Genomic DNA, 14,052 nt, shown 5'->3' with positions numbered 1-14,052 from the left:
GACTCCCGTTCGTCGGAGCAGCCGTGTTCCCCGGACCGATCCCGCGCACCGGGGCAGCCGTATTTCATGAACCCGCCCCGGCCCGCGGAGGAGGGTGCGGGCACAGCTGCGGTCCCGCCCCCGGACCAGAGCGCCGACCGGCCCCGCGGACGTGAGCGGCACAGCCGGGCGACGCCCTGGCGAACGGCCCGCGCCCTGGCCGCACGTTCGGGCCGCGACGTCCCCGTCCGCGCCCGGCGGATCCCCCTCGATCAGGCAGTCGGACGCGTACTGGCCGAGCCGCTCGTGGCACTCACCGATCTACCGTCCTTCGACACCTCCGCCATGGACGGCTGGGTCGTCACCGGGCCGGGGCCGTGGATCATCCGCGAGTTCGACGAGCCCGGGGGCAGAGAGGGAGCCGGGAACAGGGACGGAGCCGACGACAGGGCGGGAGTCCGGGCCAAGGAGGGAACCCGGGACGGGAGTGCCGGCTCGTGCCCCGGCCAGGGTTTCGGCATCCTCGCCGGACACGGCGCCCCCGCCGTGCTCCCCGACGGGGCTGCCGTACGGATCGCCACCGGCGCGCGCATCCCGGCGGACGCCAACGCCGTGATCCGCAGCGAACACGCTCACGTGGACGAGGCCAAAGGGCTGCTTCACGCGAAACACCAGGTACTTCCCGGGCAGGACATCAGGCCTCGTGGCCAGGAATGCCGTTCCGGAGATCAACTCCTTCCCGCCGGAACCCTGGTGACGCCCGCCGTCCTCGGTCTGGCCGCCGCTGCCGGGTACGACGAGTTGCTCGCTGTCTCCCGCCCTCGTGTCGAGGTCCTCGTCCTCGGTGACGAACTGCTGACCAGCGGCCTGCCGCACGACGGGCTGATCCGTGACGCGCTCGGCCCGATGATCGGCCCCTGGCTGTCCGCGCTGGGCGCCGAGGTGTCCGCGCCGCAGCGACTCGGCGACGACGTGAACGCCCTCCGGCGGGCTCTCACCACGTCCGGCGCCGATCTGGTCATCACCACCGGCGGTACGGCATCGGGACCCGTCGACCACGTCCACCCGGTCCTTGCCGAGATCGGAGCCGAATTGCTGGTCGACGGAGTTGCCGTCCGCCCCGGCCATCCGATGCTGCTGGCCCGACTCAGGACGAAGGACTCCGACGCGGGCCCGTATCTCGTCGGGCTGCCCGGCAACCCCCTGGCCGCCGTATCCGGGCTCCTCACGCTTGCCGAACCGCTGCTCCGCGGGCTGACCGGACGGGCACTGGAGACATCGCACCGGGTCGTCGTGCGCGACGAGGTGCATGGGCACCCGCACGACACCCGTCTGGTGCCCGTCGTCCACCGAGCGGGCAGAGCGAGTACCGGCGCCGGCGGCTTCGGCAGCATGGGAGGCGGCAGCGGCGCCGAGCATGTCGTACCGCTGCATTACAACGGTCCGGCGATGCTTCGGGGGGTTGCTGTGGCGGACGGGCTGGCCGTCGTGCCACCTGGCGGGGTACGGTCCGGCACCGAGGTGGAGATCCTCGACCTACCGTGGGCCTCGGCGACGCCGTGGACGGAAGGGTGTTTCACGTGAAACTTCCCGGTCACGATGCGATGGCCAGGCGTGCCGACGAGTATGTCGCGCCCACGCGGGTGCTGCTCCCGCGCAGGGTCGTCCAGGGGCCGGCGCGTCAGGTGGCCAAGCGGCTGTTGATGGCCTTGATGGTGCTTGCCGTCACCGTGCTGATCGTCTGGCTCGACCGCGGCGGATACCACGATGCCGCAGATGACAACGTCGACCTGCTGGACGCGGTGTACTACGCGACGGTCACCCTCTCCACCACCGGCTACGGCGACATCACCCCGTACGGGGACGTCGCCAGGCTCACCAATGTGGTGCTCATTACACCGCTGCGGGTGCTCTTCCTGATCATCCTGGTCGGTACCACTCTTGAGGTCCTTACGGAACGGACCCGCGAGGACTTTCGGCTGAAGCGTTGGAGAACCAACTTGCGTGACCACACCGTTGTCGTCGGCTTCGGCACGAAGGGACGTTCGGCCATCCAGACCCTGCGCGCCACCGGCCTGAAGAAGGAACAGATCGTCATCGTCGACCCGGCGACCAAGGTGATAGAGATCGCCAATGCCGAGGGGTTCGTGGGAGTGGTCGGCGATGCGACCCGCAGCGAGGTGCTGTTGCGGGCCGAGCTCCAGAAGGCGCGGCAGATCATCATCGCCACTCAGCGCGATGACACGGCGGTGCTGGTGGCTCTGACGGCGCGACAGCTCAACCGCGGGGCGAAGATCGTCGCCGCGGTGCGCGAGGAGGAGAACGCTCCATTGCTGCGGCAGTCCGGTGCGGACGCCGTGATCACCAGCGCCAGCGCGGCGGGCCGGCTACTCGGCCTCTCCGTTCTCAGCCCCAGCGCGGGCACGGTGATGGAGGACCTGATCCAGCAGGGCAGCGGTCTCGATCTCGTCGAGCGGCCGGTGATAAAGGCCGAGGTGGGCAAGAACGTCCGGGAGACCGATGATCTCGTGGTCAGCGTGCTGCGCGGACATCGGCTGATCGGCTACGACGACCCGGCGGCCAGCCCACTGCAGTTGACGGACCGTTTGATCACCATCGTGCGTGCCTCGAACGAGCCGCCGGTGAGCAACCCGGTCACGGGGGGCCCGCTCTCGTAGGGGTGTCGCTCCGGTGCGGTTCGCCCCCGTCGCCGCGGCCCTTCGCTGCATGAGGTGGGCTCACGGCGTCCCGACGCCCCGACGCCCCGACGTCCCGGCGTCCCGACGCCCCGGTCATGGCCGTTCCGACGCCACGGCCGTCCGGCCCGCCGCCCGTCCCGCCACGGCCGTCCGGCCCCCTCCGCCGCCTCCCGGCTCACCGCCGCGACGCCGTCGTCCGGCCCGCGTCACGGAGTAGCCTCGCCGCCATGTATGCGATCACGATCCCCGAACCCGGTGGCCCCGAGGCGCTCGTATGGGCCGAGGTGCCCGATCCGGTAGCCGGCGAGGGCGAGGTCCTCATCGATGTCGTGTCCAGCGCGGTCAACCGCGCCGACGTGCTGCAGCGACAGGGGTTCTACAACCCGCCGCCCGGTGCGTCCCCGTACCCGGGCCTGGAGTGCGCGGGCCACGTCTCGGCGGTCGGGCCCGGTGTCACCGGCTGGTCGGTCGGCGACGAGGTATGTGCACTGCTCGCCGGCGGCGGTTACGCGGAGAAGGTCGCCGTACCCGCCGGACAGCTGTTGCCCGTACCCGCCGGTGTCGATCTGGCCTCGGCCGCCGCGCTGCCCGAGGTGACGGCCACCGTCTGGTCGAACGTGTTCATGGTGGCTCACCTTCGCCCCGGCGAGACGCTGTTGGTGCACGGCGGGTCCAGCGGCATCGGCACCATGGCGATCCAGCTCGCCAAGGCCGTGGGCGCACAGGTCGCGGTGACCGCCGGTGGCCCGATGAAGCTGGAGCGCTGCGCGGAACTCGGCGCCGACATCCTGATCGACTACCGGGAACAGGACTTCGTCGAGGAGCTGCGCAAGGCGACGGACGGGGCCGGCGCGGATGTCATCCTCGACATCGTCGGCGCGAAGTACCTGGACCGGAACGTGAAGGCGCTCGCCGTCAACGGCCGGCTGGCCATCATCGGCCTCCAGGGCGGCGTCAAGGGCGAGCTGAATCTGAGCGCCCTGCTGAACAAGCGTGCCGCCATCACCGCGACCTCGCTGCGCGGTCGCCCGCTCGTCGAGAAGGCCGCCATCGTCGCCGCCGTACGCGAGCACGTCTGGCCGTTGATCGCCGACGGCGTGGTCCGGCCGATCGTGGACCGCACGCTGCCGATGGCCGACGCCGCCGAGGCTCACCGGGTGCTGGAGTCCAGCGCGCACATCGGAAAAGTGCTTCTGCAGACCCCCGCCGGCTGACGCGCCGCCTGCCCGCTCCACATCCTCGCGGCACACGCTCCACGCCACATCCCGGCCCGTGCCTCCCGCATCGTGCGGGAAAAAGCCCGGCGCACAGGTCGTCGACCATGTGCGCCGGGCCCAGGACCTCTCGTTCGGATCACGCCGGGCTCGCGTGTCCCGGTGCCGCGCCTCGCCCCGGCACCGGAGAAGCGGCCCTAGTGCTGTGGCCGGAAAGGTTCACCGGCTCGCGGCGCCCGGTACGGCACCTCGCCGCGTTGTCGCATCACCCGAGTGCATCCAGCACGAGGGCGATCCTCCGCCTTGCGACGCACCACACCGGACGCCGCGAGCCTCCCGGCAAACCTTTCCGGCCACAGCACTAGAGATACGGGCCGGTCCTGATGGCCCCGTGCTGGTCCCCGCTGCCGTTCTCGTCCTCGTGACCGCTCCCCGGCGGAAGGGCGCGCCGCATCTGCTCCAGCTGTGCCCGCGCCGCCATCTGCTGGGCGAACAAAGCCGTCTGGATGCCGTGGAAGAGGCCCTCCAGCCAGCCCACCAACTGGGCCTGCGCGATCCGGAGTTCCGCCTCGGACGGCACCGACTCCTCGGTGAACGGCAGGGAGAGCCGCTCCAACTCCTCCACCAGCTCCGGCGCGAGGCCGTCCTCCAGCTCCTTCACGGAACTCGCGTGGATCTCCTTGAGCCTGACCCGGCTCGCTTCGTCGAGAGGAGCCGCCCTGACCTCTTCCAGGAGCTGCTTGATCATGCTGCCGATGCGCATGACCTTCGCGGGCTGTTCGACCATCTCCGTCACCGGGACCTCACGCGATTCGTCGTCAGTGCCACCGCCGCCGATCGCCATGCCGTCCTGCCCCACCACGAGGACTTGGGGGTGCTCCTGCGACCGTTCATTCCTCGGCATCTCCATGGCGTCATTGTCTCGCACACCTGCCGTACAACACGGTGGTGCCCCCGCAAACGGTTGATCCACCGTTCGCAGGGGCACCGAATCAGCCGGTCAGGCCGTTCACCGCACCGCCAGCGCGCTCATCCGGCCCGCCGCGCCAGCACCAGGCGCGACCGTGTGAACGCCGCCGCGAGCGCCCCGGCCAGCAGCGGAATGCCCACGACGAGCAGACCGATGGTCGCCCAGGGCAGCACGATCGGCGTGTACGCCGACTGTGTGGGGTCGATCTGCATCGCCTGCAGGGCCTCCCGCAGGTCGACGAAGCGCAGCGCCACCGCGGGCACCAGGCCGGCCAGGGTGCCGAGCACCACACCGGTGAGTGCCACCACCAGGCACTGGAAGCCGGACAGCTTCCGCCGTACGCCCGGAGGCGCGCCCACCGCGCTGAGGGTGTTGAGATCGGCCTCCGCGTCCGCCTTGGCGAGGCCCGTCGTGATCGCGGCCGCGCCGAGCGTCACCACGCCGGCGAACAGGGTCAGGATCAGCAGTACGGTGTTGTCCTGCCCGCCGAAGCCGTATTCGGACTGCACCCAGATTCCGCCGCCGGCCTGCGCGATGGTGCCGGAAACCCGCTGCTGCTCGGCGTTCGTCGGGGCATGGGCGACGGTATACACGCTCCCGGACAGCCTGGTGTGCAGGCCGAGCCGCTCCGCCGTCCCCTTCGGAAGGATCAGGCGGATTCCGGGGGTGGACGCGTACTTCGCCGGGGCGACGTACACCTTGAGCTTGTCCAGGGTGGTCCGTGCCTTGCCCGGGTGCAGCTTCCAGTTCTTCTTGTCCTTCTCGCTGTACCGATGGACCGACTTGACGGTGACCTCGCCGTTCTCGGCGTACACCGGGTTGAGCAGGACCGGTGTGCCCGCGGCCAGTGCCCTGGCGGCCGCGGGGTCGTGGAGCTTCACGTACGTGTCCAGCAGGGCCGCGTCCGCGACGACGATGTCGCTCCCGCCGCTGTTGAAGACTCCCGATGACATCTGGTCGCCGAGGCAGGCGGGGGAACGCATCAGCTTCTTGTGCTCGTCGGCGGAGAGCCGCGCGGCGAGTTCCTTGGCGCCTTGGCGGTTGAGCGGGCACGTGTGGGCCTTTCCGCCGGGCCTGACCAGTTCCAGCGAGCCGCACTGGTTCTCCTCGTAGCCGTAGCAGTCGGTTCCTGCCCAGACCCGCCGGAAGTCCGCGTGTCCGCTGGTGACGGCCATGCTCCGCTCCGCGGCCGCCCGCGCCCGCGGGAGCTCTTCGGCCGACTTCTCGTCGGAGGCCGAGACGATGATGGTCCCCGGGATGAGCGAGGGAGCGTAGTTGTACTCGGCCTGGGCCGTACTGCTGGCCATGTACGTGGCGATGCCCACCGAACCCGCGACGGCCGCCATCACCGCGGCGACGGCGGGAGCGGTACGGCCGCGGTTGCGGGCCGCGTCGCGCAGCGCCATCCGGGGCGCGAGAGGCAGCCTCCTGCCGAGCCGCCCGAGGAGGCCGACGATCACCGGGATGCAGCCGAGCAGACCGAGTTCGGCGACCATCGAGCCCCCGGCGACGAGTGTCGCGTTCCCGCTGGTGCCGCCGTAGAGGGCGGTCGCGGCGCCGAACGCCAGCACGCAGGCGCCCAGGACGGGCAGCACGCGCGAGGAGCGGCGTACGCCCCGGCGGCCGGTCAGCGACTCCAGTACGGACTGCCGGCTTGCCACGATCGCCGGGGCGAACGCCGCCAACAAACCGGTGATCAGACCGATCGCGGCGATGACCAGCAACTCCAGCGGCGCGATCGTCAGAGAGCCGAAGCGGTGTCCGGCCCAGTTCTCGATCATGGGCTGGAAAGCCGCGGTGAGCCCGAGGCCGAGCACGACACCCGTCACCGCTCCGATGCCGCCGAGCACCAGACCGCCACCCAGCACCACAGCCCTGACATGGCGTTTGTCTCCGCCGCAGGTGCCGAGGAGGCCGAGTTGACGGCGGGAACGGCGTGCACCGACGGCGAAGGCCGGCCCGGCGAGCAGCACGATCTCCAGGACCGCCATGGCGATCACGGTGACGAGTGCCGTGCTGAGCTCTCCGGAGCCCCCGTCGGCCATCCGCGGGTTCCTGGCCATCAGCGGGACCTCGGAGTCCGGCGGCGGGTCGAGGGCGACCTGCCGGGACGTGACGAGCACGCCCGACTTGTTGGCCTCCATGACGTCCGGCCAGGTCACACCGACCCCGGCGGGGCCTTTGACCAGCCAGTCCGTGGTCCCGGCGTTCGGCGGAAGCACCTTCTTGTCGTGGTCGGCCCTGTCCTGCCACGGCGCGATGACCGCACCGGGGTCGGCGTAGAGCGCCTCGGCCCTCAGATCGCCGGGCAGTTCGACCGCGCCGGTGATGGTGTACGTCCGACCGGTGTTGCGCACGGTGGTGGTCGAGCCGACGTGCAGCCCGGTCGCTTTCAGGAACGGTTCGGTGGCGGCCATCTCGGCCCTGCCGTGCGGGTAGGCGCCGCGCACGAGGTCGATCTTGCCGCGCGCCATCGCGTCCGACGTCCGGAACTCGACGATGTCGGTGTTCGTGACGCCGTACCGGGTGGTGACACTCGCCGGGACGGACTGGATGCTGATCGCCCGCGAACCCTTGGGGAATGTCGTCCTGATGTCGAGCGGGTCGCCGTTCTCCAGGGACGGTGCGTCGTCCACGCCCATGTAGACGTGGCTCACCGCCCCATCGGGGAGTTGCTCGATGGGCCCCATCATCTCGTCGCTGAACAGCGCGTCGGCGGAGCCCATTTCGCTGGTCAGCGTCTCGGCGACGGACGGATTCTCGCTGCGGTACGTCACATCGAGGGCCGTGACGCCGAGTACCGGTATCGCGATCATCGCGACCACCAGTGCGCTGCGGCCCTTGGCGCGCATCGCGTCGCGCCTGGCCATGCGGAGGGAGGCGCGCCAGCCCGTGAAGACGCTCACTCGGCGCCCTCGGCGGCCAGCAGCGAGTCGGCGTCGGAGGCGAGCGTCTGGTCGACGAGCGATCCGTCCCGGAGGAACACGACCCGGTCCGCCCAGGCCGCATACCGCGGCTCGTGCGTCACCATGACGCCGGCCGCGCCCTGGTCACAGCGCTTGCGCAGCAGCGCGAGCACGGCCTCGCCGGTCTCCGAGTCGAGCGCCCCGGTCGGTTCGTCGGCGAGCACGAGGCGCCGGTCCCCCACCAGCGCGCGGGCGATGGCGACACGCTGCTGCTGGCCGCCGGACATCTCGTCCGGGAACCGGTCGGCGATCTCCAGGAGCCTCATCTCCTCCAGCGCCGCCCGCGCCTCCTTGCGGGCCGCGCGCACGGAGACGCCGTCGAGCTCGCGCGGCAGGGCGATGTTCTCGGCGGCGGTGAGCGCCGGGATCAGGTTGTAGTCCTGGAAGACGTAGCCGATGCTGCGGCGGCGCAGGGCGGCGACGCCCTTGCGGCCGAGACCGGAGATGTCCTGGCCCTCGATGACGACCTGGCCGCTGGTCGCGGTGTCGAGACCGCCCGCGATGGTCAACAGGGTGGACTTGCCGGAGCCGGAAGGGCCCATCACGGCGACCAGTTCACCGGTGTGCACGGAGAGGTCGATGCCGCGCAGGGCGTGCACCTCGGCGATGCCGGTGCCGTGGGTGCGGGTGAGTGCTCGGAGTTCGAGCACCGGTGTGTCCGCGGCCGGCGGTGGGCCGGACGCGGATCGGGACGGGGCGCGCGAGGACATGGTGGTGGTTCCCCCCTTGGAACGGGTTCTGGGGCCGACGTCGGGGCGCCGAGGCGGTCCGACGCCGGACAGGGCGGGTACGCGGTGGTCCGTCGTGGCGACGGAAGCCGGGATGCGTACGCGCGGTGGTATGTGGTCAGCGCCGGCCGTGCGGGCGGGCGGCGCGGGCAGGAGTGCGGGCGGCCGGGGTGCGCCCGGTGGCGCGTACCCCGGGCTCCGGCTCCGTGGCGGCGGCCTCGGCGAGGCGGATCAGCCGGGACTCGCAGTGGTCCAGCCAGCGGGCCTCGGCCTCCGCCTGGAAGATCAGCTGTTCGAGCACGAGCAGCCAGGCGACCTCGTCGCGGTTGGCCGGGGCATCGGTGAGCGCCTGCGCCTTCAGGCGGGTGTAGTCCTGCATCGCCTTCACGGTGTGGCGGCGCTGGGACTGGATGACGGCGCGGATGTCCACACCGGGCGCGCCGACCGCCATGGCGAGCTTGATGGCCAGCTCGTCGCGCGGCGGACTGCTGCGGTCGACGGGCGTCTCGAACCAGCTCTGCAATTCGGTACGGCCGTCGTCGGTGATGGCGTAGAGGGCGTGCCCCTGGTCGTCCTCGTCGTCCTGGACGACCAGGCCGTCGCGCTCCAGCCGGTTCAGTGTCGTGTACACCTGACCGACGTTGAGCGGCCAGGTGGAGCCGGTGCGCGACTCGAATTCGGTACGGAGCTGGGAGCCGTATCTGGGGCCCCGCTCCAGCAGGGCCAGCAGCCCATGACGGATCGACATACTGAGTATGTATACCGAGTATGCTGGTGGACGCAACTGCCGGCCGGAGCGTGTGGGGGCTGCTGGGGAGGGGTGCGGGGCGTCTCAGTTCGAGCGGCGCATACGGAGCGCCAGGAAGCCGAGCCCCAGTCCTATCAGTGCGATTCCGGCGCCCAGCGACACGTGTCGGACCTGCCGCACGACGGGGCCGTCGAGGGCCTGGGGTGCGAGCCGGCCGGCTGCGGGGGACGTGTTCGCCGCCGGTGTCACGCTGGGTGCCGGCCCCGGATCGCTCGCCGCGGGGCGTGTGTCGGTCCCGTCGGGAGAACTGTCCGCGTGCGCGAGGTCCCACGGCGCGAGCGGCCGCCCGGGGCGCGGTCTGCCTTCCCCGGCCTCGCGCCCGGCGAGCGGGGGCTGGGCGTCGGGGGGCGCCGCCCCTTCGGCGGCCGAGGTGTCGGGGGGTGCGGAGGCGGGGGCGGGCGGATCGACGGAGGCGGAGGCGGAGGCGGAGGCGGAGAGGGAAGGGGAAGGGGGTCGAGAAGAGGGCGGGGAGGGCGCCGGGGGTGCGGGGGCGACCGAGGCGCCGTTTGTGGATATCGCCGAGGGTTCGGCCGAAGGGGTGGCAGAGGGGGTGGCCGAAGCATCGGCTGACGGTGTGGCACCGGGGTTCGTGGGGCGGGCGGAAGGTGTGTTTGGTGCGGCCGGGGGCGGCGTCATCGAGGCGCCGACCGCTCCGGGCGATCCGCCGGGTGCGCGCTGTTGGGCGTGCGCCTCGACCGGGGCGGCCCCCAGCGCGGCGCCCGCCGAGAATATGAGACCGACCACGCACCTCGTGGACCGTGAAGGGAGAAGTCCTGGAGCCATGAGGGCAGCGTCACATGTGACGATATGTCCGGCATCTCGGGTGTACGGCACCAACTGTGCTCGCGACACCCTCCTTGTGCTCGCGTCGATCCTGGGTCGTATCGATCCCGGGTCGCGTCGATCCCGGCTCGTGCCGATCTCGGTTCGCGTCGGTCCTGGCTCGTGTCGATCCTCGTTCGGGTCGATCCCTCAGAGCCACTGCTATGCGTACGTGGCCCGGAGAGCCGCCCTCACAAGTACCGGGCCGTCACTCGCGCCCGTTTCCTGCCCATGCCCCGGGTACCTCTGCCCCCGGGCGCCCGCGCATCCATGCCCCGCGCGTGCGCCCGCTCAGGCCGGGTCGCCCGTCGCGACGCGCAGCTCGAAGTGGGCGCCCGTCTTGTCGACGGCCGTCCCGGAGGTCGGGAACTGGTCGATGACCTGGTCCTCCGCGTACGCGTTCCCCGGCACCTTGATCTTCTTGAGGGTCCAGCCCGCCGCATCCGCGCAGGCCTTCGCGGAGAGGAAGTCCTTGTACAGGAACTTCGGTGCGTCCACCTTCTCCGGGTCGTTCGAATCCTCCAAGGCGTCCGTGCAGTCCTCGGTCCTCATCGTCCGGTTCCGCTCCGGATCCTTGTGCTCGCTCGCGGCCGGCGACTCGTTCGCGGAGGAGCCGCCCGAGGGCGGGTCCTCCTTCAGCGAGAGAACCGTGATCAGGCCGCCGATCGCGATCAGCGCGACCACGATCGCGCCGACGATCACCGGTGTGTTCCGCTTGGAGCCGCCGCCGGAGCCGCCATGCGTCTGTGTCCGGGACTGGACCGTGTACGGCGGGGTCTGCTGCTGCATCGGCGACATCGGGGCCTGGCCCTGGTACGCCGGAGCCGACTGCGGATATCCGTACGCCGGAGCCGGTGTGGGGGCCGGGGTCGGCGCACCGTACGGCCCCGACTGGTACGGGCCCGGCTGGTACGGCGTCTGGACGTTCTGCGGCGCCGGGATGGACTGGTCGACCGGCGGGAAGACTGCGGAACCGACACCCGAACCGCTGTTCGACGGTGCGCCGCCACCTGCGACGATCACCGGGGCGCCGGTCTGCCCGCCCGCGCTCAGCACGCGCGCGATCTCGTCCTGCATCGCCGCGGCGCTGGGAAAGCGCTCGTTCGGGTTCTTCCTCAGCGCGCGGGCCACGAGCGCGTCCATCGCCGGGGTGATGGACCGGTTGATGGTGGAGGGCGCGACCGGCTCCTCCTGGACATGCGCGTACGCGATGGCGAGAGGCGAGTCCGCGTCGAACGGGATGCGTCCGGTCAGCAGCTGGAACAGCATGATGCCGACCGAGTACAGGTCGGAGCGCGCGTCCACCCCGCGGCCCAGGGCCTGCTCGGGGGAGAGGTACTGCGGGGTGCCGACGACCATGCCGGTCTGCGTCATCGACGTGACGCCCGACTGCATGGCGCGGGCGATGCCGAAGTCCATGACCTTCACGACACCGCGCTTGGTCACCATCACGTTGCCGGGCTTGATGTCGCGGTGGACCAGCCCCATCTCGTGGCTGGTGTCCAGCGCGGCCAGCACGTCGGCCGTCACCTTGAGCGCCTTGTCGGCCGGCATCGCGCCGTAGCTCTGGACGTCCGCCTGGAGCACCGAGCCGAGCGGCTGCCCCTCCACGTACTCCATGACGATGTACGGCATCAGCGCGCCGCCGAGCTCGTCCTCACCGGTGTCGAAGACCGAGACGATGTTGGTGTGCTGCAGTTTGGCAACGGCCTGCGCCTCGCGCCGGAACCGCTCGCGGAAGGACTGCTCGCGTCCCAGCTCCGTGTGCAGCGTCTTGATCGCGACCTGGCGGTCCAGTGCGGAGTCGTACGCCAGGTATACGGATGCCATCCCGCCTTCGCCGAGCAGGTCGCGCAGCTGGTACCGGCCGCCGGCGACCGAACCGCCGGCATAGCGCCCCTGAGCGCCGTGTGCGCCGTCCTGGCTCATGACTTGCTTCCCCCTCGGCGCGCGACTGACGCGGTGATCCCTATTACGCGCCAAGTCTGCCCGAGGGGTACGACACGTCAAGCCAGGTGCCCGTTCCGTGACCCTACGCACAAGAAGCGTCTCGGAAGCGTTACAGGAAGCCCATGGAATTTGCGCGCGCGGCACGCCGGCCGGTTGGATGGCCCGTCCCTCTCGGAAACGGTGTGTCCGGCGGAGGCTGTAGCGTGACGTGGCAATGCAGCTAGACACCGTGAGAACCCGCGGACGCGCGGACAGATACGACGGCGAGGACTGATGGCACCCGATTCCGAAGCAAACGGCGGCGGAGTTTCGGATGGCACCGACTCCTGGGGCATCGGCGGCGTCGTCGGTGACGGGCGCTACCGGATGACCCACCGGCTCGGCCGGGGCGGCATGGCGGAGGTCTTCGCGGCCGAGGACGTCAGACTGGGACGGACGGTCGCGGTCAAGCTCCTGCGTTCCGATCTCGCCGAGGATCCGGTCTCCAAGGCCCGGTTCACGCGCGAGGCACAGTCGGTCGCCGGCCTCAACCACCACGCGATCGTCGCCGTGTACGACTCCGGCGAGGACGTCGTGGGCGGCCAGACCGTCCCCTACATCGTGATGGAGCTCGTCGAGGGCCGCACCATCCGCGATCTGCTGCTCAATGCCGAGGCCCCGCCGCCCGAGCAGGCACTGATCATCGTCTCGGGTGTGCTGGAAGCCCTCGCGTACTCGCACCAGCACGGCATCGTGCACCGTGACATCAAGCCCGCCAACGTGATCATCACGAACTCGGGTGCGGTCAAGGTGATGGACTTCGGCATCGCCCGTGCGCTGCACGGCGCGCAGTCGACGATGACGCAGACCGGCATGGTCATGGGCACGCCGCAGTACCTCTCCCCGGAGCAGGCGCTGGGCAAGGCCGTCGACCACCGCTCCGACCTCTACGCCACCGGCTGTCTGCTGTACGAGCTGCTGGCACTGCGGCCCCCGTTCACGGGTGAGACGCCGCTCTCCGTCGTGTACCAGCACGTGCAGGACATTCCGGTTCCGCCGTCCGACGTGCTGGAGGCGGCTCCGCCGGAGCTGGACGGGCTGGTCATGCGCTCGCTCGCGAAGGACCCGGACGACCGGTTCCAGAGCGCCGAGGAGATGCGCGGGCTCGTCCAGTACAGCCTGCAGATGCTTCAGGTGCAGGGTGGCCACACGGGTACGTGGAACACCGGCCCCGTAGCGATGCACGAAGGCGGACACACCCCGCCCATGGGCGTCGGCGGCGGCACGATGGCGATGGGGCACCCGCCGCACGGGGACACCTCGCAGGGCCCGATCCTGCCGCCGATGAACCCGGACGACGGTGGTTACGAGGGCGGACATCAGGGCGGCGGCGGCCGGGGCAAGCTGTGGCTCTTCGTCGTGCTCGCGCTGATCGCGATCGGGGTCGGCGTCGCCATCGCCGTCAACGCGGCGGGAAGCGACGACACCGGGCAGCAGAAGAAGCCCACGGAGACATCCAGCTCGTCGCCGTCGCCCGAGAGTTCGCCCTCGCCGAGCGACCGGCAGAGCGAGCAGGACCAACAGCCGGAGAACTCCACCGGCAACCAGCAGAACACGCCGCCGCGGCACTCCTACTCCCCGTCGCACACCCCGAGCCAGCCGGTCGAGCCGCCGCCGACCGAGCCGTCCACCCCGGCCACCGGCGGCACGTCCGACGGGGGTACGGGCACGACCGACGGCGGTACAGGTACGACCGACGGCGGCACGGGCACGACCGACGGCGGCACCGGTACGACCGAAGGCGGTACCGGGAACCCCAGCGGCGGCACGGGTACGGCCGACGGCGGTGCCGGTGGCGAGGCCGCCGGAACCACCACCGGCACGTCCACGGGGACCGGCAATGTGGCGGGCACCACCTCGTGACCGGCGTTGTGCGC

Annotated in this window: 9 protein-coding genes; 4 read left to right on the top strand and 5 right to left on the bottom strand. The window is 71.0% G+C overall.

Annotated features, from left to right (window positions below):
• The first annotated feature begins 66 nt into the window (after positions 1 to 66).
• From ACIQCZ_RS17720 to ACIQCZ_RS17710, 3 genes are all read left to right on the top strand, one after another.
• Positions 67 to 1,563: a molybdopterin molybdotransferase MoeA gene (locus tag ACIQCZ_RS17720; RefSeq protein WP_402283235.1), complete on the top strand. Its 1,497-nt coding sequence runs from the start codon at positions 67 to 69 to the stop codon at positions 1,561 to 1,563.
• Positions 1,521 to 2,657 carry a potassium channel family protein gene (locus ACIQCZ_RS17715; RefSeq protein WP_402283233.1) on the top strand — a complete coding sequence of 379 codons (1,137 nt, stop codon included), beginning with the start codon at positions 1,521 to 1,523 and terminating at the stop codon, positions 2,655 to 2,657. Before ACIQCZ_RS17720 ends, ACIQCZ_RS17715 begins: the two co-directional genes overlap by 43 nt.
• Positions 2,658 to 2,905: 248 nt before the next feature.
• Positions 2,906 to 3,892, top strand: a complete 987-nt coding sequence (locus tag ACIQCZ_RS17710; RefSeq protein ID WP_402283231.1) for an NAD(P)H-quinone oxidoreductase — start codon at positions 2,906 to 2,908, stop codon at positions 3,890 to 3,892.
• Positions 3,893 to 4,253: 361 nt separating this feature from the next.
• Here the strand turns inward: ACIQCZ_RS17710 and ACIQCZ_RS17705 are convergent, their stop codons facing one another.
• The 5 genes from ACIQCZ_RS17705 to ACIQCZ_RS17685 form a co-directional block, all read right to left on the bottom strand.
• Positions 4,254 to 4,802 carry a bacterial proteasome activator family protein gene (locus tag ACIQCZ_RS17705; protein WP_402283229.1) on the bottom strand — a complete coding sequence of 183 codons (549 nt, stop codon included), beginning with the start codon at positions 4,800 to 4,802 and terminating at the stop codon, positions 4,254 to 4,256.
• A gap of 119 nt (positions 4,803 to 4,921) precedes the next feature.
• Positions 4,922 to 7,768 (bottom strand): FtsX-like permease family protein, encoded by a 2,847-nt coding sequence (locus ACIQCZ_RS17700; RefSeq protein ID WP_402283228.1) that lies wholly within the window; start codon positions 7,766 to 7,768, stop codon positions 4,922 to 4,924.
• On the bottom strand, positions 7,765 to 8,538 hold the full coding sequence (locus ACIQCZ_RS17695; RefSeq protein ID WP_402283226.1) for an ABC transporter ATP-binding protein: 774 nt from the start codon (positions 8,536 to 8,538) through the stop codon (positions 7,765 to 7,767). The genes ACIQCZ_RS17700 and ACIQCZ_RS17695 overlap by 4 nt, the downstream gene beginning before the upstream one ends.
• 136 nt (positions 8,539 to 8,674) lie before the next feature.
• Entirely contained in the window at positions 8,675 to 9,304 is a 630-nt protein-coding gene (locus ACIQCZ_RS17690; RefSeq protein WP_402283224.1) for a PadR family transcriptional regulator, read from the bottom strand.
• A gap of 1,173 nt (positions 9,305 to 10,477) precedes the next feature.
• Positions 10,478 to 12,115: a protein kinase gene (locus ACIQCZ_RS17685; RefSeq protein WP_402283222.1), complete on the bottom strand. Its 1,638-nt coding sequence runs from the start codon at positions 12,113 to 12,115 to the stop codon at positions 10,478 to 10,480.
• 294 nt (positions 12,116 to 12,409) lie between these two features.
• Here ACIQCZ_RS17685 and ACIQCZ_RS17680 point away from each other — a divergent pair, with 294 nt between their 5' ends.
• A complete protein-coding gene (locus ACIQCZ_RS17680) occupies positions 12,410 to 14,038 on the top strand; it encodes a protein kinase (RefSeq protein WP_402283220.1) in 1,629 nt (542 codons plus the stop codon).
• Positions 14,039 to 14,052 lie beyond the last annotated feature (14 nt).

It is taken from the genome of Streptomyces sp. NPDC093149 (assembly GCF_044754145.1).
Lineage (GTDB): Bacteria > Actinomycetota > Actinomycetes > Streptomycetales > Streptomycetaceae > Streptomyces.
This window is presented reverse-complemented; position numbering and strand designations above follow the sequence as displayed.

Bases quoted from the DNA above. Each gene is read 5' to 3' on its own strand.
- ACIQCZ_RS17720 (WP_402283235.1), top strand. From the start codon at position 67: ATGAACCCGCCCCGGCCCGCGGAGGAGGGTGCGGGCACAGCTGCGGTC.
- ACIQCZ_RS17710 (WP_402283231.1), top strand. From the start codon at position 2,906: ATGTATGCGATCACGATCCCCGAACCCGGTGGCCCCGAGGCGCTCGTA.
- ACIQCZ_RS17705 (WP_402283229.1), bottom strand. From the start codon at position 4,802: ATGGAGATGCCGAGGAATGAACGGTCGCAGGAGCACCCCCAAGTCCTC.
- ACIQCZ_RS17695 (WP_402283226.1), bottom strand. From the start codon at position 8,538: ATGTCCTCGCGCGCCCCGTCCCGATCCGCGTCCGGCCCACCGCCGGCC.
- ACIQCZ_RS17690 (WP_402283224.1), bottom strand. From the start codon at position 9,304: ATGTCGATCCGTCATGGGCTGCTGGCCCTGCTGGAGCGGGGCCCCAGA.
- ACIQCZ_RS17685 (WP_402283222.1), bottom strand. From the start codon at position 12,115: ATGAGCCAGGACGGCGCACACGGCGCTCAGGGGCGCTATGCCGGCGGT.
- ACIQCZ_RS17680 (WP_402283220.1), top strand. From the start codon at position 12,410: ATGGCACCCGATTCCGAAGCAAACGGCGGCGGAGTTTCGGATGGCACC.